Genomic DNA, 22,998 nt, shown 5'->3' on the forward strand with positions numbered 1-22,998 from the left:
AACCGATCGTGCCTCTGAAGGCTTCGCCTCCGCAGGCACGCCGGGGACGACCGGCGGGCAGAGAGTGCTGCCCCCACGTCCGTCTCCGGCTGCCCGTTCGATCAGATGTAGCCTTCGCGGAGGGCATGTGCCACCGCATGCGCCCGGTTGCGCAGATGCAGCCGGGTGGTGAGCCCGTGCATCACGTTCTTGACGGTCCGTTCGGAGTAGGACAGCTTGCTGGCGATCTCCCCGGTGTCGAGCCCCTCGGCGACGAGTCTGAGCACATCCACCTCACGCGGGGCGAGCCCCGAGGAAGGGGCTCCGGGATGGCTGCTCGCCGTGCGGTGCAGCGAACCCACCTGGCTGATCAGCCGGCCGAGCAGATCGGCGGGCAGATCGCCGTCGCCCCGGGAGGCCGCGACGACCGCCTGCACCAGCCGGTGCGCGGTGGCCTCGTGGCGCCACACGATGGCGCCGACCCCGCACTCGATGACGTCGAGGAGTTCGGTCTCGCGGATCATGCTCACCACGAGGACGGCACGGGCGCCCTCGCTGCGCACCAGTCTGCGCAGCCGGGAGAGCGCGGTCTCGTCCAGCGTCTCGCTGATCAGCAGGGCGACGGTGTCGGGTCCGGTCTCGGTCTCCTCGCGGAGGTCGATCACCGGGTGCTGCCGCAACTGGCTGAGCGCTCCCTCCCGGGTGATCGGGTCCGAGGCGTGTACCGCCACCGGTATTCGGGACTCGGGCTCTGCCGTGCCCGGAGCCGCGGTCCCAAATGAGCTGCGCAACGGACTCCCCTATGTTCACGAGCCCGTCACCTCTGTGGCGTCCGTGACAGGCGTGCGGTCATCACACTTCTGGGGGCCGTGTGTTCGGCGCAATCGTGGAGCACCACGAGACACACCACGAGATCGGGAACCAGATCGGAAACGGCGTCGCATACATGACAGTGGGTCATCTCACGCAACGACAGCCACCCGTTCCGCCGTCCCACACAGTGGGCCGCACCACGGCCGCGAGGGAGGCAGGGATGTACGTACCACTGCTTGAGCGTCGTCAAACCCTGGAACTGGTGGCCGCCGAGGCCGCGCGCGCCCGCGCCGGAACCGGACGGCTGGTGCTGCTGCGGGGGGCCACGGGTACGGGCCGTTCCGCGCTCCTCGAAGCCGCCGCCGAGCAGGCGGAGGAGGCCGGGATGCGGGTGCTGCGGGCCCGTTGCTCGCCCGACGACACGGCGCTTCCCTTCGCGGCCGTGCGTCAACTGCTGGGTCCCCACGCGGAGTTCTCCGAGGACCGGGAGGTGCCTGACGAACGGGCCCGGGGGGCCTGGCTGTGGCGGCTGCTGCGCTCGTTCACGGCCGGGCCGCCGCTCCTGGTGACCGTGGACGACGTCCATCTCGCGGACGACGCCTCGCGGCGCTGGCTCGTCGACGCCGCCCGGCGGGTGGACCGTTTACCGGTGCTGCTGGTCGTGACCGAGCGCAGCCAGTACGACATAGACGCGCCGGTGGCCGGCCTGGCGCACACGCTCTCGCCCGCGCTGGTCCGCACCCTCACCCTCGCCCCGCTGGGCGTCGACTCCACGACCCGGCTGGTCCGTGCGGACTTCGGCACGGTCCCACAGGCGTGGGTGGAGGACTGCGTACGGGCGGGCGCGGGCAGCCCGCTGCTGTTGCGCGCCCTGCTGGACGACCTGCGCGGCACGCTGCCGGCCACCGTGCCGAGGTCGAGCGCCGCGCTGTACCCGGGCGCGTACCAGGCCGCCGTGTCGTGGTGGCTGGACAGCGCGGGCCCCGCGACGACGGAGGTGGCCCGAGCGCTCGCCGCACTGGACGACGACTTGCCCGGCCCTCGCCCCCGGACACCGTTCGAGCCACCGAACACCGAACCACCCACCGCCGCCTCCCTGGCGCCTTACTCCCCGGCGCCTTACTCCCCGGCCGGGAGCGGGGAGTACGGGGCTGCCTTCCCGGCTGGGAACGGGGAGTCCGGGGCCGGGTCGCCGGACGAGAACGGGGGGCACGGGTGCGATGCACCGCCGGAGGACCGGCGGGGGTCGGCTCGGCCGGAGGCAGGCGCCTCGGCTGGTGCCGTCGCTTTCGCTTCCGTCTCTGCCGATGCCGATGCCGAAGGCGCAGACGCAGGCGCAGGCGGGCCCGTCGCGAGTCGGCCTGGCGGCGGTGCGGGCCGCCCGGACGCGGGCGCCCCCGCCCACGGCGAACCGGCGGAGGACGGCCGAGCCCGGCCTTCGGAGGCCACCCCGCCTTCCGCCGACGGCTCCATCGGCGACGGGCCGCGCACGGACGACTGCTCGGGCGCCGGCTCCGCGCCGGGCGCCCCGGCCTCGGACGCCCCCGCCCCCGCCCGCGTCGACCCGACCCCGGACGACGCCGCCGCGCACGAGCTATCCGAGTTGCTCGGTGGGGTTACCGATGCCGATCCCGCGCGGGTGGCGGGGTGGCTCACCGCCATGGCGCGGCTGGGGTTCCTGCGGGCCGGTGCCGACGGGCGTCCCCGCTATGCGCATCCCCTGCTGCGGGACGCGGTACTGAGCGGCTGGCCCGTGGCCCGGCGGCGGGCCGCGCACCGCAGGGCCGCCGAGGTCATGCTGCGGCGCGGCGAACGCGCCGAGGTCGTGGCCGGCCAGTTGCTGCGGGCCGACGCGGTCGGCGAGCCCTGGGTCACCGGCGTCCTGCTGGACGCCTCCGCCGTCGCCGTGCACGACGGCCGCACCGCCGACGCCCTCCCCTACCTGCGCCGCGCCCTGGACGAACCGCTCCCCGACGACCACCGGCAGCGGCTCCTCACCGAACTGGGCTCCCTGGAGTACGCCACCGTCCGCTCCTCGGCCGGCATACCCCGCCTCGCCGAGGCGGTACGCCTGCCGGGCGTCCCCCAGGACCGGGTACGCGCCGCGGTGGCCCTGGGCACGGCCCTGGCCGGCCGGGGCGAGGCCCGCGCCGCCGTCGACGTACTGCGTTCGCTGGACTCGCAGCTGACGGGCCACCCCGACCTGGCCCGCACCGTGCGGATCGCCTCGGCGCTGCTCTCCGACCAGGACCACGAGATCAGGCAGGAGATCTACCGCCGGCTGCGGGAGAGCGCCGGCCACTCACCGCTCCTGGTCGGCACCGCGGGCCAGGCACTGCTCGTACGGTACGAGGCCACCGCGGGCCTGCTCTCGGCGGACGCCGCCATGGAACGCGTACGGGCCCTGCTCGCGGAGCCGGTCGAACCGCTCGCGGAGCCGTTCCTGCTGGGTACGGCCGCCGCCGTCGCCCAGTGGGCCGACGAACTCGAAGAGGCCGAACGGCTCGTCGGACGCGGCCTCGCCAGACAGCGCCCGTCCCTGCTGCACCCGATGCACCGCGCGCTGCTGAACGTCCGGGCCGACATCGCCGCCGCCCGCGGGGACTACGCGTGGCTGCTCACCGGTCCCGAGGCCCGGCCCTCGCCCGGCACCCGGCTGGGTCCCGGCAACGGCCAGGCGCACGCCGTGGTCGCGCTCGTCGAGACCGGCCGGGTGGTGGAGGCCCGTCGGCTCGCGGGCGGCTTCGACCTGCGGGAGGCGAAGGACTCCTGGGAGGTGAACCGGTTCCTGTACGCGCGCGGGGTGCTGCGGGCCGCCGGCGGGGACCCGGCGGGCGCGCTCGACGACTTCCTCGAATGCGGGCGCCGGCAGTCGGCGCGCGATGTGGTGAGCCCGGTCGTCACCCCCTGGCGGACGGCCTCGGCGGAGTGCCGACTGGCGCTCGGCCGCCCCCGGGAGGCGCTGGAACTGGCCGAGGAGGAACTGCGGCTGGCCCAGGTCTGGAACACCCCGCGGCTCGTGGGCCGTGCCCTGCGGGTGCTCGGCATGGCCACCGGCGGCCGGCGCGGCCTGGAACTCGCCGACCAGGCCGTACGCGTACTGCGCAACGCCTCCGCGGACGTGGTGATCGACACGGAACTGATCCCCGCGCTGGTCGCACAGGGACGCCAGCTCACCGCCGCCGGGGACCGGGCCCGCGCCCGCGACTGCCTGCGGGAGGCGGCCGAACGCGCCGAACGGCTGGGTGCCGTACGGCTGCGGGCCACCGCCGAGGAGGCCCTGCGCGAGGGCGGCGCCCGCCGCACCACGACGGCGCTCACCGGCTCGGGCGCGCTCACCGGCAGCGAGCGCCGGATAGCCGAGCTGGCCGCCGACGGCCGTACGAACACGGAGATCGCGAAACTGCTGCACCTCGCGCGCCGCACCGTGGAGACCCACCTGACCAGCACCTACCGGAAGCTGGGCATCCGGCGCCGGGGCGAACTGACGACCGCGCTCGGCGGCCGGCGGGGCGGCTGACGGAACTGGTCACCAGGCTGGTCACCGGACTGGTCACCGGGCGGCCGGACATCTCTTCGTGCTGCCCCGCCGGGGGCGCGGGGAACCGCGCGAAAGGCCCCCACCGGCAGACTGCCGGTGGGGGCCTTTCGACTCACCTGACTACTTGACCGGTTCGGGCTGCGGCTCGCTCTCCGCGTCGGCCGCACCCGCCGGAGGCTCCGGCAGGGTCTTGACGGAGTCGAGCAGCAACTGGGCCACGTCCACGACCTGCACGGACTCCTTGGCCTTCCCCTCGTTCTTCTTGCCGTTGACCGAGTCGGTCAGCATGACGAGGCAGAACGGGCAGGCGGTGGAGACGATGTCGGGGTTCAGGGACAGTGCCTCGTCGACGCGCTCGTTGTTGATGCGCTTGCCGATCCGCTCCTCCATCCACATCCGCGCGCCACCGGCACCGCAGCAGAAGCCGCGCTCCTTGTGGCGGTGCATCTCCTGCTGGCGCAGGCCGGGGACGGCGGACATGATCTCGCGCGGAGGCGTGTAGATCTTGTTGTGCCGGCCCAGGTAGCAGGGGTCGTGGTAGGTGATGAGGCCGTCGACCGGGGTCACCGGGACCAGCTTGCCCTCGTCGATCAGGTGCTGGAGCAGCTGGGTGTGGTGGATGACCTCGTAGTCGCCGCCGAGCTGCGGGTACTCGTTGCCGAGGGTGTTCAGGCAGTGCGGGCAGGTGGCGACGATCTTCTTCGCCGCCTTCGGCTTCCTCGACTCCGCGGTGACCTTGCCGTCGTCGTCCATCTCCTCGCCGAAGGCGGCGTTGAGGGACATGACGTTCTCCATGCCGAGTTCCTGGAACAGGGGCTCGTTGCCCAGGCGGCGGGCGGAGTCACCGGTGCACTTCTCGTCGCCGCCCATGATGGCGAACGTGACGCCCGCCATGTGCAGCAGCTCGGCGAAGGCCTTGGTGGTCTTCTTGGCCCGGTCCTCCAGGGCGCCGGCGCAGCCGACCCAGTACAGGTACTCGACCTCGGAGAGGTCCTCCAGGTCGCGGCCGACGACCGGGATCTCGAAGCCGACCTCCTTGGTCCACTCCAGGCGCTGCTTCTTGGCGAGCCCCCAGGGGTTGCCCTTCTTCTCCAGGTTCTTGAGCATCGTCCCGGCCTCGGACGGGAAGGCGCTCTCGATCATCACCTGGTAGCGGCGCATGTCGACGATGTGGTCGATGTGCTCGATGTCGACGGGGCACTGCTCGACGCAGGCGCCGCAGGTGGTGCAGGACCACAGGACGTCGGGGTCGATGACCCCGTTCTCTTCGAGGGTCCCGATGAGCGGCCGCTCGGCCTCGGCGAGGGCGGCGGCGGGAACGTCCTTGAGCTGCTCGGCGGAGGCCTTCTCGTTGCCTTCCATGTCCTTGCCGCCACCGGCGAGGAGGTAGGGGGCCTTGGCGTGCGCGTGGTCGCGCAGCGACATGATGAGGAGCTTCGGGGAGAGGGGCTTGCCGGTGTTCCAGGCGGGGCACTGCGACTGGCAGCGCCCGCACTCGGTGCAGGTGGAGAAGTCGAGCAGGCCCTTCCAGGAGAACTGCTCCACCTGGCTGACACCGAAGACGTCGTCGTCACCGGGATCGGTGAAGTCGATGGGCTTGCCGCCGGACGTCATGGGCTGGAGGCCGCCCAGGGCGGTCCCGCCGCTCGCCTCGCGCTTGAACCAGATGTTCGGGAAGGCGAGGAAGCGGTGCCAGGCGACACCCATGTTGGTGTTGAGCGAGACGACGATCATCCACACGAAGGACGTGCCGATCTTGATCGTCGCGACGAGGTAGACCAGGTTCTGCAGCGTGCTCAGGCCGAGGCCCTTGAAGGCCAGGACCAGCGGGTACGAGGCGAAGTACCCGGCCTCGTAGCCCTCGACGTGGTGGATCGCGCCCTCCAGGCCGCGCAGCACGTAGATGGCGAGGCCGATGGTGAGGATGACGTACTCGACGAAGTACGCCTGGCCGGACTTGGAGCCCGCGAAACGGGACTTGCGGCCGGCCCGCGAGGGCAGGCTCAGCAGCCGGATCGCGATGAGCACGGCGATGCCCAGGATCGTCATCACGCCGATGAACTCGATGTAGAGCTCGAACGGCAGGAACTCGCCGATGACCGGCAGTACCCAGTCGGCCTGGAAGAGCTGGCCGAAGGCCTGGACGAGGGTGGGCGGCAGTGTCAGGAAGCCGATGGCCACGAACCAGTGGGCGAAGCCGACGATGCCCCACCGGTTCATCCGGGTGTGACCGAGGAACTCCTTCACCAGCGTGACGCTGCGCTGGTAGGGGTTGTCGGTGCGGCTCCCGGCGGGGATCGGCTGGCCGAGCTTGAAGTACCGGACGAACTGGCCGATGGCGCGGGCGATGAGCGCGACGCCGACCACGGTCAGGACCAGCGACACGATGATCGCGGCGAGTTGCATTTCGGGGCTCCTCGGGCCTGCGAGGGTCATTACTGAGCGGTAGCTTACGCAGTCCTTCGAGACTACCCATTCCGCTGTCCGCACTGTAGTCAGCGGCACGGTGATCTGCGTCGCTGCCCCACACGTGGGTACACGCGCCGAAGCCGGGCTTGTCCGTCGGGTGCGGGCCGGTGGGGGCGGGCCCGCACCCCACCACGGCGGGACGTGATTCTGAGGGGCGCGAGGAACGGCGCGAACCGCCCCCGGCGGGGTGCAGCGGGTGCGTGCCCCGCAGGTCAGGGGCCAAAGTGCGCGTAAGGAAGAGATAAGAGTTGAGCCCCCACGACTCACCTCTGTTGACCACGCGGCAAGCGTCATGCACACTTGAGTCCGTTCCACTCAAGTCATTGCTGGAGGAATTGAAATGGCACGTGCGGTCGGCATCGACCTGGGCACGACTAACTCCGTCGTCAGCGTTCTGGAGGGCGGTGAGCCCACCGTCATCACCAACGCCGAGGGCGCCAGGACCACGCCGTCCGTCGTCGCCTTCGCCAAGAACGGCGAGGTGCTCGTCGGCGAGGTCGCGAAGCGCCAGGCGGTCACGAACGTGGACCGGACCATCAGGTCCGTGAAGCGTCACATGGGCACGGACTGGAAGATCGAGCTCGACGGCAAGCACTTCAACCCGCAGCAGATGAGCGCCTTCATCCTGCAGAAGCTGAAGCGCGACGCCGAGGCGTACCTGGGCGAGAAGGTGGCCGACGCGGTCATCACCGTCCCGGCGTACTTCAACGACTCCGAGCGCCAGGCGACGAAGGAGGCCGGCGAGATCGCGGGCCTGAACGTCCTGCGCATCGTGAACGAGCCGACCGCCGCGGCCCTGGCGTACGGCCTCGACAAGGACGACCAGACCATCCTCGTCTTCGACCTCGGTGGCGGCACGTTCGACGTGTCCCTCCTGGAGATCGGCGACGGCGTCGTCGAGGTGAAGGCCACGAACGGCGACAACCACCTCGGTGGTGACGACTGGGACCAGCGGGTCGTCGACTACCTGGTGAAGCAGTTCAACAGCGGCCACGGTGTGGACCTCGGCAAGGACAAGATGGCGCTCCAGCGCCTGCGCGAGGCCGCCGAGAAGGCCAAGATCGAGCTGTCCTCCTCCACGGAGACCTCGATCAACCTGCCGTACATCACCGCGTCCGCCGAGGGCCCGCTGCACCTGGACGAGAAGCTCACTCGCGCCCAGTTCCAGCAGCTCACGGCCGACCTGCTGGAGCGCTGCAAGACGCCGTTCCACAACGTCATCAAGGACGCCGGCATCCAGCTGAGCGAGATCGACCACGTCGTTCTCGTCGGTGGCTCCACCCGTATGCCCGCCGTGGCCGAGCTCGTCAAGGAGCTGACCGGCGGCCAGGACGCCAACAAGGGCGTCAACCCGGACGAGGTCGTCGCCATCGGCGCCGCCCTGCAGGCCGGTGTCCTCAAGGGTGAGGTCAAGGACGTCCTGCTCCTCGACGTGACCCCGCTGTCCCTCGGTATCGAGACCAAGGGAGGGATCATGACCAAGCTCATCGAGCGCAACACCACGATCCCGACCAAGCGGTCCGAGATCTTCACGACGGCCGAGGACAACCAGCCGTCCGTCCAGATCCAGGTCTACCAGGGCGAGCGCGAGATCGCGGCGTACAACAAGAAGCTCGGGATGTTCGAGCTGACCGGTCTGCCGCCGGCCCCGCGCGGGGTCCCGCAGATCGAGGTCGCCTTCGACATCGACGCCAACGGCATCATGCACGTGACCGCGAAGGACCTCGGCACGGGCAAGGAGCAGAAGATGACCGTCACCGGCGGCTCCTCGCTGCCGAAGGACGAGGTCGACCGCATGCGCCAGGAGGCCGAGCAGTACGCGGACGAGGACCACCGTCGCCGCGAGGCCGCCGAGGCCCGCAACCAGGGCGAGCAGCTCGTCTACCAGACGGAGAAGTTCCTCAAGGACAACGAGGACAAGGTCCCCGGCGACGTCAAGACCGAGGTCGAGACGAGCGTCGAGGAGCTGAAGGCCGCGCTCAAGGGCGAGGACACCGCCGAGATCCGTACGGCCACCGAGAAGGTCGCCGCCGTCTCCCAGAAGCTGGGCCAGGCGATGTACGCCGACGCGCAGGCTTCCCAGGGTGCCGCGGGCGCCGAGGCCCCGGGCGCCGGCCCGGACGCCGGTGCCAAGGCCGCCGACGACGACGTGGTCGACGCGGAGATCGTCGACGAGGACCGTGACCGCAAGGACGGTGCCGCGTGACGGAGGAGACCCCGGGCTTCGACGAGCAGCCCGACGTCCCCTCCGGCGCCACCCCTGAAGACGCCGAGCCGAAGGCCGCCCCCTCCTCCGCGGAGGACGGGGCGGCCCCGGCCGGGGACACGGCAGCAGCTCAGTCAGCAGCCCAGATCGCAGGCCTGACGGCCCAGCTGGACCAGGTGCGTACGGCGCTCAACGAACGTACGGCGGACGTCCAGCGGCTCCAGGCCGAGTACCAGAACTACCGCCGCCGGGTCGAGCGCGACCGGATCGCGGTCAAGGAGCTCGCCATCGCGAGCCTCCTGACCGAGCTCCTGCCCGTGCTCGACGACATCGGCCGCGCGCGGGAACACGGCGAACTGCTCGGCGGCTTCAAGTCGGTGGCCGAGTCGCTGGAGACCGTCGCGGCGAAGATGGGCCTGCAGCAGTTCGGCAAGGAGGGCGAGCCCTTCGACCCGATGATCCACGAGGCCCTGATGCACTCGTACGCGCCGGACGTCACGGAGACGACGTGCGTGGCGATTCTGCAGCCGGGGTATCGCTTCGGCGAGCGCACCATCCGCCCCGCGCGGGTGGCGGTCGCCGAGCCGCAGCCCGGCGCGCAGCCCGCCAAGGGCGACGAGACGGATGCGGGGACCGCGGCGGCCGACGACAAGGAGAGCGGTGGCCCGGACGAGGGCTGACGTGGAACAGGGCGTACGCGCGCCCCTTGGCACGGAGAACGTCGAGCGCGTACGTGACGGTGGCGTACGGAAGGAGGGGCGTCGAGGATGAGCACCAAGGACTTCATCGAGAAGGACTACTACAAGGTCCTCGGCGTCCCCAAGGACGCCACCGAGGCCGAGATCAAGAAGGCGTACCGCAAGCTCGCCCGCGAGTTCCACCCGGACGCCAACAAGGGGAACGCGCGCGCCGAGGAGCGCTTCAAGGAGATCTCCGAGGCGAACGACATCCTCGGGGACCCCAAGAAGCGCAAGGAGTACGACGAGGCCCGCACCCTCTTCGGCAACGGCGGCTTCCGTCCCGGCCCGGCCGGTTCGGGCGGCTCCTTCAACTTCGACCTGGGGGACCTCTTCGGAGGCGGCCCCCAGGGCGGAGCGGGCGGTGGCGGTCCGCAGGGCGGGGCCGGCGGCTTCGGCGGCGGCATAGGTGACGTCTTCGGAGGTCTCTTCAACCGCGGCGGCGCGGGCCCCGGTGCCCGGACGCAGCCGCGGCGCGGCCAGGACATCGACACCGAGGTCACGCTCAGCTTCACGGAGGCGGTGGACGGCGCGACCGTCCCGCTGCGGATGACCTCGCAGTCGCCCTGCAAGGCCTGTTCGGGCACCGGCGACAAGAACGGCACACCGCGCGTGTGCCCGACCTGCGTCGGCACCGGCCAGGTGGCGCGCGGCTCGGGCGGCGGGTTCTCGCTGACCGACCCGTGCCCCGACTGCAAGGGCCGCGGCCTGATCGCGGAGCACGCGTGCGCGGTCTGCAGCGGCTCGGGACGCGCCAAGTCGTCCCGGACCATGCAGGTCCGTATCCCCGCCGGGGTGTCGGACAGCCAGCGCATCCGGCTGCGCGGCAAGGGCGCGCCGGGCGAACGGGGCGGCCCTTCGGGCGACCTGTACGTCACGGTGCACGTGGACACGCACCCGGTCTTCGGCCGCAAGGGCGACAACCTCACCGTCACCGTGCCCGTCACCTTCACGGAGGCGGCACTCGGCGGCGAGGTCCGCGTACCCACGCTCGGGGGGCCTCCGGTCACCCTGAAACTGCCGCCGGGCACGCCCAACGGCCGTACGATGCGGGCCCGCGGCAAGGGCGCGGTCCGTAAGGACGGCTCCCGCGGGGACCTCCTGGTCACCGTCGAGGTGAGTGTTCCGGCGGACCTGACGGGGAAGGCTCGTGACGCGCTTGAGGCGTATCGCGAGGCGACCGCGGAGGAGGATCCGCGGGCTGAGCTGTTCCAGGCCGCGAAGGGAGCATGAGGACATCATGGACGCACCCGGACGCCGTCGGCAGAACTCGTTCACCGGCAGGGCCTACGAGCTGACGGAAGAGACACCGGTGTACGTCATCTCGGTGGCCGCCCAGCTCTCCGGTCTGCACCCGCAGACGCTGCGTCAGTACGACCGCCTCGGCCTGGTCTCCCCGGACCGCACGGCCGGGCGCGGCCGGCGCTACTCGGCCCGCGACATCGAACTGCTGCGCACCGTCCAGCAGTTGTCGCAGGACGAGGGCATCAACCTCGCCGGCATCAAGCGCATCATCGAGCTGGAGAACCAGGTCGCCGCGCTGCAGTCCCGGGTCGCGGAACTGTCGTCGGCCCTGGAGGGCGCGGCGGCGACCATGCAGCAGCGCGAGGCCGCGGTCCACGCCTCGTACCGCCGCGACCTGGTCCCGTACCAGGAGGTCCAGCAGACGAGCGCCCTCGTCGTGTGGCGCCCGAAGCGCCCCCCGACGGACTGAGCGGTCACGCGGTCACGTCCCAAGGAACTCGGTCACGTCAAGGGCCCGGTCACGTCAAGGGGCCCGGAGGTTCATTCGAACCTCCGGGCCCCTTGTCTATGCCCCCTCCCGCCGGGCCGCCCCGGCGCCCGGCGCGGGCAACCGGGCGGTGGAGTCCGTGTACTTGAGGAGGAGGCGGGCGAATTCGAGCCGCTCGGCCTCGGGCCAGTCACGGGTGATGTAGTCGAACGCCTGCCGCTGCTGGTGGCGGAAGCGGTGGAGGAGGGCGGTGCCTTCCTCGGTGAGGTGGAGCACGGTGCGGCGGCCGTCCTGCTGCGAGGCCGCGCGGACCAGGTAGCCGTGGGAGATGCAGTCGCTCACCATGCGGCTGGCCACCGACGGGTCCACCAGCAGGTGTTCGGCGAGCCCGCCGACCGTCATCTCCGCGTCCGCCTCGGCTGCCTCGTCGACGATGTTGAGGACGAGGTTGCGCTTGAGGTCCTTGGGGCCCGACGGGGGGTCGACGGGCGCCTGCATGGTGCGCCGCCTGAGCCGGGCGAAGGCCGCGCCGACGGCGTCCAGGAGGGCCTCGCCCTGCGGCATGGAGGCATCCGTGTCAGTCACCCGCGCAGCCTATCGCATGTATCTGCACTCCACAGATGCATGTGATTATGCATGGAGTTGCCAGTTGCATTAATGTGGTGCTCGCGGTGGGGAGCACTCGGCACCAGCGGAGCGATCGGCCTGCCCGGAGGAGAGAGTCATGATCACAGCCATCATCAACGGCCGGGTGTTCGACGGCGAGCGCGTGCTGGAGGACACCACGGTCGTACTGAACGGCGCGCGGATCGCCGCGGTCGGCGGCGAGGTGCCCGCCGGTGCGGAGATCGTCGACGCCAGGGGCGGCACCCTGCTGCCCGGTCTGTTCGACGCCCATGTGCACACCTCCGACGAGGCGCTCGCGCTGGCACTGCGGTTCGGGATCACCACCGAACTGGAGATGCAGGGCATGAACACCGGGCCCGCCCGCGAGCGCGTCTCGGAGAACGACTCCCTCGCCGACGTGCGCTCGGCGGGCTTCGGCATCACCCCTCCCGGGGGCCACCCCAGCGAACTCATGCCGAAGGGTTTCAAGCCGGGCGGGCACCGCGGGCCGGGCGAGGGGGCCGCGCCGCGCGAGATGCCCGTGATGCCGTTCTCGACCACGCCCGAGGAGGCGGTCGGTTTCATCCCCCGGCTCGTCGAGGCGGGCTCGGACTACATCAAGTTCATGGTCGACGACGGGAGTGTCGAGGGCCACCCCGGTCTGCCCATGCTCGACCAGGCGACCCTGGACGCCGGGGTCGCGGAGGCCCACCGGCACGGGATGCTCACCATCGCCCACACGCTGACCGTCGACGCGACACGGATGGCGATCGAGGCCGGCATCGACGGCTTCGCCCACCTGTTCATGGACCGGCCGCACACCGACGAGATCATCGAACTCATCGCCGCCTCCGGCGCGTTCGTCGTCCCCTGTGTCGTCCTGAACGCCTCCATGATGGGCATCACGGGATCGTCCCTCACCGCGGACCCACGCGTCGGGTCACGCCTGAACGAGGCGTGGACGAACGTCCTCAACACCAGCTACGACCGCTATCCGCAGGGCAGCCTTGAGGACGTACTGGCCTCGGTCAAGGCCCTGCACGACGCCGGCGTCGACCTCCTGGCGGGCACCGACGCGGCTCCCATGCCGCTGATGTTCATGGGCGGCGTGGTCCACGGCGCGAGCGTCCACCAGGAACTCCAGTACCTCGTACGGGCCGGCCTCACCCCGGTCCAGGCCCTGCGCGCGGCGACCGCCACCCCGGCACGGCGCTTCGGCCTGGAGGACCGTGGCCGCATCGCCGAGGGCCTGCGGGCCGACCTGCTCCTCGTGGACGGCGACCCCACGACCACGATCGGCGACACCCTCAACCTGCGCGAGGTGTGGCGCCGCGGCACCCGCACGACGCTCGCGGCCTCCGCCGCATAGGGCGTGGGGTCCGCCCGCGGCTATCCCGGCCCGGATGCGCGGCCGGCCCGGGAGGCCGGTTCCGGCCGCTGCGCGACGAAGACGAACTCGCGGCCGGGGCGGTCGGGCGCGTCGCGGACGTCCCGCACGACGAACCCCTGGCCCCGCAGGTCCGCCTCGACCTCCTGCCGCTCGCGGAAACGCAGCGTCGAATCCGAGGTCAGCTCCTGCCCGTCGGCGGCGAACACATAGGTCTGCCGGAAGCTCACCAACTGCCCGCTGATCTCGGTCGTCCGGACCCAGCTCTCGACCGCGCCGACCCCCGGGATCTCCGTCACGCGGTACGAGGCATCGCGCGTCCACTCCTCCCAGGCGCGCCGCGCCGGATCCCGGGTCTCGAAGACGAGGTGCCCACCGGGTCGCAGAGCTTCGTACGCGCCCCGCAGGGTGTCCCGCCACGGCTGGTCGTCGACGATCTGCTGGGCCGCGTTCGCCGTCATGGTCGCGAGGTCGACGCGCAGGGGTGGCAGCGTGGTGGCGTCTCCGTGAAGCCAGCGCACCTGCTCGCCGCCGGGTTTGGCGCGGGCCACGTCGAGGGACGCGCGCGCCGGATCGACGCCGACGACCTCGATCCCGCGGCCGGCGAGCAGCAGCGCGAACACGCCGGTCCCGCAGCCGATGTCGAGCACGCGCCGCGCCCCGAACTCCTCCGCGACACGGACGTACGCGTCGAGGTCGCCGCGACCGGGATCGAGCGGGTCGTAGATAGCGGCGAGCCGGGGGTGGGCGAAGTTCTCGTCAGCCATTGCCTTGCGCGGGGCGGCGGGCATGGTGCAGCAGTCCGGCGAGGGCCTGCGGCTCGGTGGCGAGGATGACGTCGGGGGTGTCGCTCTCCCGGAGGCGGAGGGTTCCGTCGGGGGCGGTGGCTATGTAGAGACACTCGCCCTGTGGACCGCCGCTGAACGTGGACTTCTGCCAGTCTTCCGGCTCGGACACGTGGTGCAGCAGTGCGGCGAGGCTTTGTGGGGCGGTGGCGAGGGTCACGTCGGGGGTGTCGCTCTCGCGGAGGCGGAGGGTTCCGTCGGGGGCGGCGGCTATTTGGAGGCAGTTGCCCTGAGGGCCGCCGCTGAACGTTGACTTCTGCCAGTGCAGCTCGGACATGTGGGCCCCCTCCGGCTCCATCAGTCGTTGGTCTGCGCGGGGCCGCGGGCGTGGTGCAGCAGTGCTGCGAGGCCCTGCCGGGCGGGGGCGAGGATGACGTCGGGGGTGTCGCTCTCCCGGAGGCGGAGGGTTCCGTCGGGGGCGTTGGCTATGTAGAGGCATTCGCCTTCCGGGCCGCCGCTGAACGTCGACTTCTGCCAGTTCAGTTCCGGCATTGAGGCCTCCCTAGAAGGTGTAGAGAACGTGCTGGATGAGAGCCAGCGAGTCCTTTACGGAGTGTGCATCGGGGGCCAACGATACGTCGATAGGGGGCAGGGCATTCTCGGCGAGATGGCGGAACAGCTTCTCGTACCGCTCCAGGCTTGCCCTGTCCGCCAAGTACTGGAGGCCAACGGGCTTTTCGAGGACGACGGTGCCCAACTGCGGCAGTCCTGGGACGACGTGGACAAAGTTGCCGCTGAGGGCGGCGTACGCCGGGGCGCTGAACGGATAGATCTGGATGGTGACATGAGGGAGGCCCGCTAGTTCGACGAGGTGTAGCAGTTGCTCTCGGGCCACTCTTGGTCCGCCGAACTGCATGTGCAGGGCTGACTCGTGGATCACCGCGTGCACCGAGGGAGGAGTTTCGCGGGTGAGCACCTGCTGTCGCTCCATACGGAACTCCACGGCATCTTCCTTGCGTTCAAAGCCCAATCCAGGGCTGGCGAAGATGGCTCGGGTGTACTCGGCCGTCTGGAGGAGCCCCGGGATGAACAGTGACTGGTGCATCCGCAGTGCGGTGCAATCGGACTCCAGCTCCGCCGTGTTGAGCGCGTCCAGGCCGCGCCGCTTCTTGTGTGCGCTCCACCATCCTTTTCCTGCCGCCTCAGACATGGACACCAGTTCGTCAATGTAGGGCTTGTCTGTGCAACCGTAAGTACGGCAGAGGTTCAGCAGTCGCTCGGTGAGGATCGATGTGCGCCCCAACTCGATGTGGCTCAACTGAGCCCGGCTCATCCCGATGCTCTCAGCCCCCTCACCAGCACTCAATCCAGCTTGTTCGCGCAGGTGTTTGAGTTCAAAACCGAGTCGTCGCTGACGTTCGCTGATGGTGGTGCGCAGTCCCACGGATCACTCCTTGATGGCTCGCTTAAAGTCTGCCCTGCTCAAGGAGGTCGGTCCACCGAATCAGGCAAAGGGTTGAGATTTACATCCCCATTCCGCTACTTTAAGTGTGGTTTAGGTAACGCACCGAAATCGGCCAACTCCCCCTGCCCACAAGCCGACAGAGCACCCGCCCCTCCATCCGGGAGCGCGCGGGCATCGCCATCGCTGGGCCCGTACCACGATTGGAGCCCACGCCCATGGATCCCGCCCGCATCGCCGCCCACCGCCCCACCCAACTCGCCCACGACTACAGCCTCTTCGCGTCCGCCGACGCCACCGCGCCCCGCGTCTGCCGGGACTTCGTGCGGGCCGTGCTGTACACGCACGGGCACGAAGCCCTCGTCATGCCCGCCGCGCTGTGTACCTCGGAGCTGGTCACCAACGTCCACCTGCACACCAAGGGCGCCGCCATACTCCGAGTCCGGCTGACCTCGGCCCGCCTCCACGTGAGCGTCTTCGACGAGAGTCCCGACCCACCTGTCGTCGCGCACCCCGCCGCAGGGGCCGTCGCCGGCTGGGGGCGGGGGCTCGCCCTGGTCGCGGAGGTGGCGGACACGTGGGGCGTCGCCGACGCGAGGACCGGGCGGTACGCGAAAGGCGTGTGGTTCGAGCTGCGGCCGACGGTGTGAGCGCCGGGGCGGCGAAAATGTTGGTGTGCGGGGCCGACGGAACCGGGTAACGTCTTTGGCATGTTCTTCCAGACGCCGATTTACGAGTGAGAGCGTGACGGGCCCCCGGCTGACGTCCTTCGATGTCGCCGCCCGTCCCCCACCGACGAATCCGTAGATCACTCCACATCAGCACCGGGAGAACCCGTGACCGTGAGCAAGAACATCAACAACCCCGTGGGCCAGGGCGGCGGCCAGCGCAAGAAGCAGTCCCGCGCCGAACGGCAGAACAACGGCCCGTACCGCAACGCCGACCGCCAGGGCGCGGCCGACCAGAAGGCGGAGCTGGTGCGCAAGATGCGCGAGAAGGCAGCCGAGGCCGAGGCCGCCCGGCAGACGGACGACGACAGCGCCAAGAGCTGACACACCCCGGACAGCAGGGCCCGGACCGCGACGCGCGGTCCGGGCCCTGCTGTCGTGTCGGAGCCGTGGCGGAGCCCGTTGCCGGTCGCGCTCGGCCCTCGACCGGCAACCCGCGTCCGACCCACCACCCGGTGAGTCGTTTCTGCCTCGCCGGTTTGGGTGAATCGACGGCGTTTTCGCAGGTGAACCGGCATTTGCGAGACACTTGTGATCATGACCGAGACCAGGACCGAGCCTCCCTGCCCGCCCGAGAAAGGGCCCGGCCTCGACGAGGTCCTGTGGCAGGCATGGGAGGCCATGGACCTCCCGGAGGGCTACCGGGCCGAGATCATCGAAGGAGCCGTCGAAGTGTCATCCACTGGCCGCTACGCGCACAGCCAGACCGTCTTCCTCCTCAGGGAGGCGCTGGGGGGCTTTCTGAAGGGCGGGGACTTCGCCGCCAGGAACGACACGAACGTCGTTCACGCGGGCTGCGTATGGGTGCCCGACCTGTTCGTCGCGGCCAGGGACACGGAGCGGTACGTCACCGCCGACGGCGTGGGCATCACCGCGGCGGCCGTCCGGCTGGTCGCGGGGGTGATCTCCCCGGACGGACGCCGCCAGGAGCGCGACCGCGTCAAGAAGCGCCGCGAGTACGCCCGCGCCGCCATCCCGGTGTACGTCGTCATCGACGACCACGACGACCAGGGCACCGTGACCGTCCTCACCGAGCCCCGCCCCGACAGGGCCGACTGGGTGGGCGTCCACCGCGTGCCCTTCGGCACGGACGTCACCATCCCCGAGGGCCCCGCCAAGGGCTTCGTCATCACGGAAGCGATCACAGGACCTCCACGGGCCAAGAAGTAACCGGCCAGGGAGGGGCCGCCCAGGGAGCAGCCGGACAGACGCTGCTAGCGGCCCATCGTCTGCCACACCGTGAGCGCCAGGGCCAGGCACGACGTGGCCGCGGCCAGTGACGGCAGCGGCCAGCGTGCGCGTTCCAGGGCCTCGATACGGGTCTCGTGCTCGTCGAGGGCCTTGTCGGTCTGGTCGACGCGCTGGAGGAGGAGCGCGAGGTCGCCCCGGGTGGTGGCGAAGCCGACGTCGACCGAACGACGCAGGCGCTCCAGTTCCAGGACGACCTCCTCGGTCTCGGTCGTCGTCATCGGGTACCTCCCGTGTTCGTCGTCCGTCAGGTGGTAGGTGGTAGGTGGTACGCGTCGCGCGTCAGGTGTTCGGCACGCGCAGTTTGTCCCAGCTGATCCGGCCCGGGATGCCGTCCGCCGCCAGGCCCACGTAACCGAGGGCGCGCTGCCAGGCCGCGTACGACAGGACGTCGGCCTGGGTCCAGACGGGGCCGGGGCCGGACGCGTACCGTCCGCAGCCCTCGGCCACCAGCCGCTTGCCGACCGCCGTGATCAGCGCACTGCGGCGGCCCGGCACGAAGAACGCGGCGCCCGGGAAAGGGGCGTGAAGAGGTGCGGGGGCCGGCTTGCCGCTCAGCAGGGCCTCGACCCGTGCGCGTAGCACCGCCATCGGGAACGACGGGTCGATCTTCCGCCGGGTCCACTCCTTGTGGGCGACCACGCTCTTCGCCGACCAGCCGTGGGCCCGGCAGATCGCCGCCGACAGCCGTTCCACCGTGCGGAGTTGAGCCGCCGGGTACGGGTCCCGGCCGTTGCCCAGGTTCTCGATCTCGAAGCCGTAGAAGCGGGCGTTGCCGTCCACGGCGTCCGGTCCGGGGGCGGGGAGGGGGGACTTCTCGGCCCGTACGGCGTCCAGGACCGCGGCGGAGCCCGCGCCGGCGTGGTTCGTCCTGCCGTATCCGAGGAGGTGCGGTGTGCCGTCCTTCGCGATCAGGCCGACGCACAGCGGGCCCGGCAGCGCCGCGGTGCCGTCGCGGCACAGGCGGAGGCTGTCGGTGCCCGCGGTGTGGTGCAGCATCACGCCGTGCACCGGGCCCCAGGCGCCCTTGTGATCGCGGTTGTGCGTACGCCAGCCGGTGTGTTCCGAAAGGGCGAGGCCCTCGCCGCGCAGCGCGCGGACGAAGGCCTCGGCGGTGAGGGGTGTGGCCATGACTGTCCTCAGTTGTCGGTCGTCGGTCGTCGGTCGTCGGTTGTCAGTTGACGGGCGTGACGGTGACGAAGCGGTACATGAACGTGGCCGTTCCGGTGGTGCAGCGGTAGGCGGCGGTCGCCGTGTACGCGCTGTTCGGGGTCAGGCCGGTGACGAGGTACTGGGTGCTCCCGGAGATCTGACCCGTGCCGGTGGAGATCGCCGAACGGCCGTCGGCGGCGGCCAGCACGACCGTCGAGCCCGAACTGGCGCGGACGTTCGCCGACATGAGGCAGGTGCCGGCCGCGGCGCTGTTGCTGATGCGCGCGCCCAGCGACACGAGCACGGAACCGGACGCCGGCGCCGTGAAGGTCGCGACCGTCGGATCGCCGGTGGAGCCGGTGAGCGCCTCCACGAAGGCGGTCGAGGCGGTCGTGCCGGCCGTCGCGTTCGCCTTGTGCACCGGCGACGGGGCGAGCTGGGCCCAGGCGCTGCCGGTGTAGTACCAGTACTGCTTCGGTGTGCCGAGCCAGCAGAGCATGCCCGCCACGGGGGCGGTCACCTTGCTGTCCCGGGCGGCGCTGTCGGCGAATCGCAGCACCGTACGGCCGTCCACGGCCTCGGCGAGCGACTGGATGTGCACGGGAATGTTCGCCGCGTCGGCCGGCTGCGGATACGGGAGACTGCCGAGCGGAGTGAGCAGGGCCATGACGGGCTCCTCCTGAAGCGGGTGACGGGTGACGGGTGACGGGTGATGGGTGATGGGTGAGGGATGCGGTGAGGGCTGGGCTGTCAGGTGCCGAGGGGTGGCGGGAGCGTGTCGGCGGGCGTGCCGCCGTCGCCGTCACGTGTCGTCGGGCTGTCGATCGGCACGGGATGCGCCACGCTGCCGTCGGGCTCCGGCGCCTCCGCCTCCGACGGCCCCGATTCCAGCGGTCCCGGCCCCAAGAGCTGTGCATGCACGGGCAGTTCGGTCATGCCGCGCCTCCCGTTCCCCTGAGCAGCTCCCGATAGGTGACCCCGCTGTCGGTCAGGACAGCCAGCGTCGCGTTCTGCGCCTCGATCAGGGAGTACGTACGGGTCGTGCCGTACTCCGGATCGACCGGCGGGTCCGGGGCGAGCCCGGTGTCGGACGGCACACCGTTGTAGGAGGTGCCGCGCAGGGTCAGGGTCTGCTGCGGGGCCGCGCCCGACGCGCAGGTCGTGCGGATGCCGACGACCCAGGCGAGCGTGTCGAGCGCGGCCCCGCTGGTGTCCACCACCCGTACGACATCGCCGAGTTGGATACGGGGATCGTGCAGCACCTCCACGTCCCCGAGCACCGGCACCGGATAGCGGCCGGCGTTGAGCATGGCGTACGACAGGTCGGAGGCGACCTGCCGCTGCTGCACCCAGTCGGTGGCGGGCGCCTGGTAGACCTGCTTGCCGTAGTGCGCCTGGCTCGTGGTGTTGTACCAGGCGTACGTGCGCTGCCGCGGATCACCCGTGCGCTTCTGCGGCACGATCTGCACCGACGGCTTGCCGTCCTTGGTGACCGTCCAGACGCTCGCCGTCCCGTGGTTGGTGAAGCGGACGATGTAGTTCGGGCCGTCGCGCCGGGAACCGACCGTCACACCGCCCTTGACCGAGGTGCCGCCGGTCGCCGCGCTGCCGAAGCGCACCCGGTGCCCCGTCATGGGCGCGATGTCGTCCTCGATCTGGGGCGGTCCGATGTCGAGTTCGTCCTCCGCGATGGCGTAGGCGACCTCGACCGAGGCGCCCGGCTGGATCTCCCGTACGACGGTGTCGGTGACCGTGTCGCTGAAGGTGTGGCTGACGCCCGTCCAGTCCTGGTAGGTCTGCTCGCAGTAGTTGCGGCAGGCGTCGATCTCCTCGGAGACGGTGAGCGCGGCGATGTCACGGCGGGTCGTGACCGTGAGGTCGGGGCGCTCCGGCGCCGACTGGAACCGGGCCGGGCCGCGCCAGCGGAAGACGCCCTGTTCGTCGAACTCGGCGGTCGAAAGGGTGGCGCGGGCGATCTCGGTGATGGCGTCCCACTGGGAGCCGGCGACCTTGGGCAGGTCGAACAGCGGCACGGTCGCGTCGTCGAGCACCGCGCCCTTCGCCCAGCGTCCCTTCTGCTCCCACTCGTCGGCGGTGTACGAGTCGCCGTCCGGCCAGGAACGGTCGGTGACCTGGAGGCATTCGACGGCCACGTCCGTCTTGAGATCGACCTGGGACAGCTCGGAGGGCGGCTGGAGCGCCGCCGCCTGCGTGAAGGTGTAGGGCGCGGTCGGCAGGTACTCCCCGTCGGGTGCGGTGAGCCGCGGATACACGGTCGCCGGAGTGCTCACGCCGCCGACGGCTCCCGCCCGGGTGTCCACCGTGAAGCCGAGGTGCCACACGCCCTTGAGGGAGGCGAGTTCGGGGAACGTCCAGCTCGCGACCGTGCCCCCGCCGCCGACCGTGCCCGAGGTGATCTTCACGACGCCGGTCGCGAAGTAGACGTTCATCGCGTAGTTCCCGAAGGCTCCCGCGCTGCGGTCGAGGATCAGCTTGAGTTCCAGCTCGCTGCCCACCGCGAGGGCGGTGTTGACGTGCAGCTCCGCCTGGAACACCTTCCCGGCCACGACGAAACGGGACCGCGGCATCCAGGACACCTCAAGCCCGGCCGCCTTCGGCATCAGCGCCGTTTCGAACGGGGCCCCGTCCCGGATCCAGGAGTACGCCGCCGGGGCCGGCAGTGTCTCGGGCTGTCCGTACGAGGAGTTGAAGCCGCCGTGCAGGGAGGTGTAGAGCACGGTGAACGGCTTGGCGGGGTCGTCCGCCACGGCCGGCGCCCGGGGCGGCGGGCAGCTGTGGATACCGCCCTGGCGCAGGAGTTCGTCCACGCACCAGGTCGCGGTCGCCACCGGCCGCCCGTACCGCAGACCGTGGTACGGGCGTGGCAGTTGCGCGGGTCCGCGCAGCCGCTCCGCGCCGTCCAGTGCCTGCACGGTGACGGTGTCGCTGCCGGACGCGGCCGACCGGGACCGTACCGTGCCCCGGAAGGCGGGCACGGTACGGCCGCCCGCCCCCGCCCTGTGGACGACGGACTGGCCGGGGCGTACGACGTCGCCGGTGCCGCGGCCCGCCCAGGCCGAGTACAGCAGGGGCGCGGGCGCGCCGATACCGCCGAGGAGCAGTTCCAGCTGGGCCGAGGCGCTTCCGGAGAAGGCGCGCAGGGCCTCGGGCAGGTCGGTGCTGTAGGCCCGTTCCACCTTCCAGGACTGGATCTGGCCGCCCAGCTCACGGCCGCCGAGCCGGGTGGCGTGGGCCGGGGAGCGGGCCGGGGCGGCGAGGGCGGCGCCGAGCAGGTCGTCGGAGTTCTGCACCTTCTACACCTCCACCAGGTCGATGCTGATGTTCCGGTACGGCAGCCGGGCCGCCGGGACGTCCGTGTACGCGGTCACGGTCATCGCCGGGCAGCCGTCGCCGAGCGCGTACGCGACGGGGTCCGCGTCGATGGTCAGGCAGGCGCCCGCCAGTCCGGCGAGCACGGCCTCACCGGGGCCGCCGACCGGGGTGACGAACGCGGCCTCGGCGGGAGCGGTGCCGGTGACGACGCCCGCACCGGTCACGGCCGTGGTGGCGAGATAGCTCTCGTCGGCGCGCTTCCAGTCCAGCTGGGCCGTCGCGAGCGCCGGATTCCAGTCGGGCGGCACCCGCCAGGACACCCGCATCCCGGGGGCCACCGGCCAGCCGGTCCAGGTGCCGTGCTTCCAGCCGACCCGGGTGGTCTCCCCGAAGTCCCCGATGACGGTGTCACCGGTGTACGGGAGCACGCCGAGCGAGCCGGTCACGGTGAACCAGTGGTCGGTGCCGCCGGGTTCGGCGCTCTGGGCGGCGGCCTGGTACGGCCCGAGCAGATTGACGGAGGCCGGGTCGACGACGGCGAGCGCTCCGTACGACGGCTTCGGGCTGCCGAGCAGACCGGGCCCTTCGACCCGGCGGGCGAGCCGGGTGAGGTGCTGGGCGTCACCCGGTTCGAGCCAGTCCCAGGAGAACTTGAGCCGGCGGATCGTACGGGGCGGTGCGACGGTGGTGATCCGTCCTTCGAGGGACTTGAACTCGGTGACGTTCAACTCGGCGGTACGGTCCCAGCTCTTGGCGGCCTGGTCGATCTCCCGCAGCAGACCGGGCTTGCCGATCCACAGGTTCCTGGCCATGTCCTTGC

The 22,998-nt window shown here is 71.0% G+C and carries 22 protein-coding genes; 9 read left to right on the plus strand and 13 right to left on the minus strand.

Annotated features, from left to right (window positions below; translation table 11 throughout):
• Nucleotides 1-101: 101 nt before the first annotated feature.
• Nucleotides 102-770 carry a LuxR C-terminal-related transcriptional regulator gene (locus ACH4DZ_RS15010; RefSeq protein ID WP_398287490.1) on the minus strand — a complete coding sequence of 223 codons (669 nt, stop codon included), beginning with the start codon at nucleotides 768-770 and terminating at the stop codon, nucleotides 102-104.
• Nucleotides 771-1,012: 242 nt separating this feature from the next.
• Between ACH4DZ_RS15010 and ACH4DZ_RS15015 the strand changes: the two genes are divergently transcribed.
• Nucleotides 1,013-4,312: an AAA family ATPase gene (locus ACH4DZ_RS15015; RefSeq protein WP_398287491.1), complete on the plus strand. Its 3,300-nt coding sequence runs from the start codon at nucleotides 1,013-1,015 to the stop codon at nucleotides 4,310-4,312.
• Nucleotides 4,313-4,453: 141 nt separating this feature from the next.
• On the opposite strand, the gene ACH4DZ_RS15020 is transcribed toward ACH4DZ_RS15015, so the two are convergent.
• Entirely contained in the window at nucleotides 4,454-6,739 is a 2,286-nt protein-coding gene (locus ACH4DZ_RS15020) for a (Fe-S)-binding protein (protein ID WP_398287492.1), read from the minus strand.
• A gap of 403 nt (nucleotides 6,740-7,142) precedes the next feature.
• On the opposite strand from ACH4DZ_RS15020, the gene dnaK reads away from it, so the two are divergent.
• The 4 genes from dnaK (at nucleotide 7,143) to ACH4DZ_RS15040 (ending at nucleotide 11,459) form a co-directional block, all read left to right on the plus strand.
• Entirely contained in the window at nucleotides 7,143-9,008 is a 1,866-nt protein-coding gene (dnaK, locus tag ACH4DZ_RS15025; RefSeq protein ID WP_398287493.1) for a molecular chaperone DnaK, read from the plus strand.
• Nucleotides 9,005-9,688, plus strand: a complete 684-nt coding sequence (gene grpE / locus ACH4DZ_RS15030; RefSeq protein ID WP_384805922.1) for a nucleotide exchange factor GrpE — start codon at nucleotides 9,005-9,007, stop codon at nucleotides 9,686-9,688. Before dnaK ends, grpE begins: the two co-directional genes overlap by 4 nt.
• A gap of 87 nt (nucleotides 9,689-9,775) precedes the next feature.
• Nucleotides 9,776-10,978 (plus strand): molecular chaperone DnaJ, encoded by a 1,203-nt coding sequence (dnaJ, locus tag ACH4DZ_RS15035; RefSeq protein ID WP_107018053.1) that lies wholly within the window; start codon nucleotides 9,776-9,778, stop codon nucleotides 10,976-10,978.
• A gap of 7 nt (nucleotides 10,979-10,985) precedes the next feature.
• Nucleotides 10,986-11,459 carry a heat shock protein transcriptional repressor HspR gene (locus ACH4DZ_RS15040; protein ID WP_107018054.1) on the plus strand — a complete coding sequence of 158 codons (474 nt, stop codon included), beginning with the start codon at nucleotides 10,986-10,988 and terminating at the stop codon, nucleotides 11,457-11,459.
• Nucleotides 11,460-11,555: 96 nt separating this feature from the next.
• Here the strand turns inward: ACH4DZ_RS15040 and ACH4DZ_RS15045 are convergent, their stop codons facing one another.
• Nucleotides 11,556-12,062, minus strand: a complete 507-nt coding sequence (locus ACH4DZ_RS15045; protein ID WP_398287494.1) for a MarR family winged helix-turn-helix transcriptional regulator — start codon at nucleotides 12,060-12,062, stop codon at nucleotides 11,556-11,558.
• 139 nt (nucleotides 12,063-12,201) lie between these two features.
• Here ACH4DZ_RS15045 and ACH4DZ_RS15050 point away from each other — a divergent pair, with 139 nt between their 5' ends.
• On the plus strand, nucleotides 12,202-13,452 hold the full coding sequence (locus ACH4DZ_RS15050) for an amidohydrolase family protein (RefSeq protein WP_398287495.1): 1,251 nt from the start codon (nucleotides 12,202-12,204) through the stop codon (nucleotides 13,450-13,452).
• Nucleotides 13,453-13,472: 20 nt separating this feature from the next.
• On the opposite strand, the gene ACH4DZ_RS15055 is transcribed toward ACH4DZ_RS15050, so the two are convergent.
• The 4 genes from ACH4DZ_RS15055 to ACH4DZ_RS15070 are packed head-to-tail and all read right to left on the minus strand — an operon-like array spanning nucleotide 13,473 to nucleotide 15,699.
• Entirely contained in the window at nucleotides 13,473-14,237 is a 765-nt protein-coding gene (locus ACH4DZ_RS15055) for a class I SAM-dependent methyltransferase (RefSeq protein ID WP_398287496.1), read from the minus strand.
• Nucleotides 14,230-14,592: a DUF397 domain-containing protein gene (locus ACH4DZ_RS15060; RefSeq protein WP_398287497.1), complete on the minus strand. Its 363-nt coding sequence runs from the start codon at nucleotides 14,590-14,592 to the stop codon at nucleotides 14,230-14,232. The genes ACH4DZ_RS15055 and ACH4DZ_RS15060 overlap by 8 nt, the downstream gene beginning before the upstream one ends.
• 20 nt (nucleotides 14,593-14,612) lie before the next feature.
• Nucleotides 14,613-14,807, minus strand: coding sequence for a DUF397 domain-containing protein (locus ACH4DZ_RS15065; protein WP_398287498.1), 195 nt, complete (start codon nucleotides 14,805-14,807; stop codon nucleotides 14,613-14,615).
• Nucleotides 14,808-14,817: 10 nt separating this feature from the next.
• On the minus strand, nucleotides 14,818-15,699 hold the full coding sequence (locus tag ACH4DZ_RS15070) for a helix-turn-helix domain-containing protein (protein ID WP_398287499.1): 882 nt from the start codon (nucleotides 15,697-15,699) through the stop codon (nucleotides 14,818-14,820).
• A gap of 236 nt (nucleotides 15,700-15,935) precedes the next feature.
• Here ACH4DZ_RS15070 and ACH4DZ_RS15075 point away from each other — a divergent pair, with 236 nt between their 5' ends.
• The 3 genes from ACH4DZ_RS15075 (at nucleotide 15,936) to ACH4DZ_RS15085 (ending at nucleotide 17,615) form a co-directional block, all read left to right on the plus strand.
• A complete protein-coding gene (locus ACH4DZ_RS15075; protein ID WP_398287500.1) occupies nucleotides 15,936-16,367 on the plus strand; it encodes an ATP-binding protein in 432 nt (143 codons plus the stop codon).
• Nucleotides 16,368-16,553: 186 nt separating this feature from the next.
• Entirely contained in the window at nucleotides 16,554-16,769 is a 216-nt protein-coding gene (locus tag ACH4DZ_RS15080) for a DUF6243 family protein (RefSeq protein ID WP_398287501.1), read from the plus strand.
• Nucleotides 16,770-16,982: 213 nt separating this feature from the next.
• A complete protein-coding gene (locus ACH4DZ_RS15085; protein ID WP_398287502.1) occupies nucleotides 16,983-17,615 on the plus strand; it encodes a Uma2 family endonuclease in 633 nt (210 codons plus the stop codon).
• 44 nt (nucleotides 17,616-17,659) lie between these two features.
• Here the strand turns inward: ACH4DZ_RS15085 and ACH4DZ_RS15090 are convergent, their stop codons facing one another.
• From ACH4DZ_RS15090 to ACH4DZ_RS15115, 6 genes are all read right to left on the minus strand, one after another.
• Nucleotides 17,660-17,914 (minus strand): hypothetical protein, encoded by a 255-nt coding sequence (locus tag ACH4DZ_RS15090; RefSeq protein WP_398287503.1) that lies wholly within the window; start codon nucleotides 17,912-17,914, stop codon nucleotides 17,660-17,662.
• Nucleotides 17,915-17,975: 61 nt separating this feature from the next.
• Nucleotides 17,976-18,824: a peptidoglycan-binding protein gene (locus ACH4DZ_RS15095; protein WP_398287504.1), complete on the minus strand. Its 849-nt coding sequence runs from the start codon at nucleotides 18,822-18,824 to the stop codon at nucleotides 17,976-17,978.
• Nucleotides 18,825-18,867: 43 nt separating this feature from the next.
• Nucleotides 18,868-19,512: a hypothetical protein gene (locus ACH4DZ_RS15100; protein ID WP_398287505.1), complete on the minus strand. Its 645-nt coding sequence runs from the start codon at nucleotides 19,510-19,512 to the stop codon at nucleotides 18,868-18,870.
• 83 nt (nucleotides 19,513-19,595) lie between these two features.
• Nucleotides 19,596-19,781: a hypothetical protein gene (locus ACH4DZ_RS15105; RefSeq protein WP_398287506.1), complete on the minus strand. Its 186-nt coding sequence runs from the start codon at nucleotides 19,779-19,781 to the stop codon at nucleotides 19,596-19,598.
• Nucleotides 19,778-22,156 (minus strand): hypothetical protein, encoded by a 2,379-nt coding sequence (locus ACH4DZ_RS15110; RefSeq protein WP_398287507.1) that lies wholly within the window; start codon nucleotides 22,154-22,156, stop codon nucleotides 19,778-19,780. The genes ACH4DZ_RS15105 and ACH4DZ_RS15110 overlap by 4 nt, the downstream gene beginning before the upstream one ends.
• A 3-nt stretch (nucleotides 22,157-22,159) precedes the next feature.
• A complete protein-coding gene (locus ACH4DZ_RS15115; RefSeq protein WP_398287508.1) occupies nucleotides 22,160-22,990 on the minus strand; it encodes a hypothetical protein in 831 nt (276 codons plus the stop codon).
• Nucleotides 22,991-22,998 lie beyond the last annotated feature (8 nt).

Source organism: Streptomyces sp. NPDC017991, from assembly GCF_044328075.1.
Classification (GTDB): domain Bacteria; phylum Actinomycetota; class Actinomycetes; order Streptomycetales; family Streptomycetaceae; genus Streptomyces.

Coding starts and splice junctions, on each gene's coding strand:
- ACH4DZ_RS15015 (WP_398287491.1), top strand. CDS start 1,013: ATGTACGTACCACTGCTTGAGCGTCGTCAAACCCTGGAACTGGTGGCC.
- ACH4DZ_RS15020 (WP_398287492.1), bottom strand. CDS start 6,739: ATGCAACTCGCCGCGATCATCGTGTCGCTGGTCCTGACCGTGGTCGGC.
- dnaK (WP_398287493.1), top strand. CDS start 7,143: ATGGCACGTGCGGTCGGCATCGACCTGGGCACGACTAACTCCGTCGTC.
- dnaJ (WP_107018053.1), top strand. CDS start 9,776: ATGAGCACCAAGGACTTCATCGAGAAGGACTACTACAAGGTCCTCGGC.
- ACH4DZ_RS15040 (WP_107018054.1), top strand. CDS start 10,986: ATGGACGCACCCGGACGCCGTCGGCAGAACTCGTTCACCGGCAGGGCC.
- ACH4DZ_RS15050 (WP_398287495.1), top strand. CDS start 12,202: ATGATCACAGCCATCATCAACGGCCGGGTGTTCGACGGCGAGCGCGTG.
- ACH4DZ_RS15055 (WP_398287496.1), bottom strand. CDS start 14,237: ATGGCTGACGAGAACTTCGCCCACCCCCGGCTCGCCGCTATCTACGAC.
- ACH4DZ_RS15060 (WP_398287497.1), bottom strand. CDS start 14,592: ATGTCCGAGCTGCACTGGCAGAAGTCAACGTTCAGCGGCGGCCCTCAG.
- ACH4DZ_RS15065 (WP_398287498.1), bottom strand. CDS start 14,807: ATGCCGGAACTGAACTGGCAGAAGTCGACGTTCAGCGGCGGCCCGGAA.
- ACH4DZ_RS15075 (WP_398287500.1), top strand. CDS start 15,936: ATGGATCCCGCCCGCATCGCCGCCCACCGCCCCACCCAACTCGCCCAC.
- ACH4DZ_RS15085 (WP_398287502.1), top strand. CDS start 16,983: ATGACCGAGACCAGGACCGAGCCTCCCTGCCCGCCCGAGAAAGGGCCC.
- ACH4DZ_RS15090 (WP_398287503.1), bottom strand. CDS start 17,914: ATGACGACGACCGAGACCGAGGAGGTCGTCCTGGAACTGGAGCGCCTG.
- ACH4DZ_RS15095 (WP_398287504.1), bottom strand. CDS start 18,824: ATGGCCACACCCCTCACCGCCGAGGCCTTCGTCCGCGCGCTGCGCGGC.
- ACH4DZ_RS15100 (WP_398287505.1), bottom strand. CDS start 19,512: ATGGCCCTGCTCACTCCGCTCGGCAGTCTCCCGTATCCGCAGCCGGCC.
- ACH4DZ_RS15105 (WP_398287506.1), bottom strand. CDS start 19,781: ATGACCGAACTGCCCGTGCATGCACAGCTCTTGGGGCCGGGACCGCTG.
- ACH4DZ_RS15115 (WP_398287508.1), bottom strand. CDS start 22,990: ATGGCCAGGAACCTGTGGATCGGCAAGCCCGGTCTGCTGCGGGAGATC.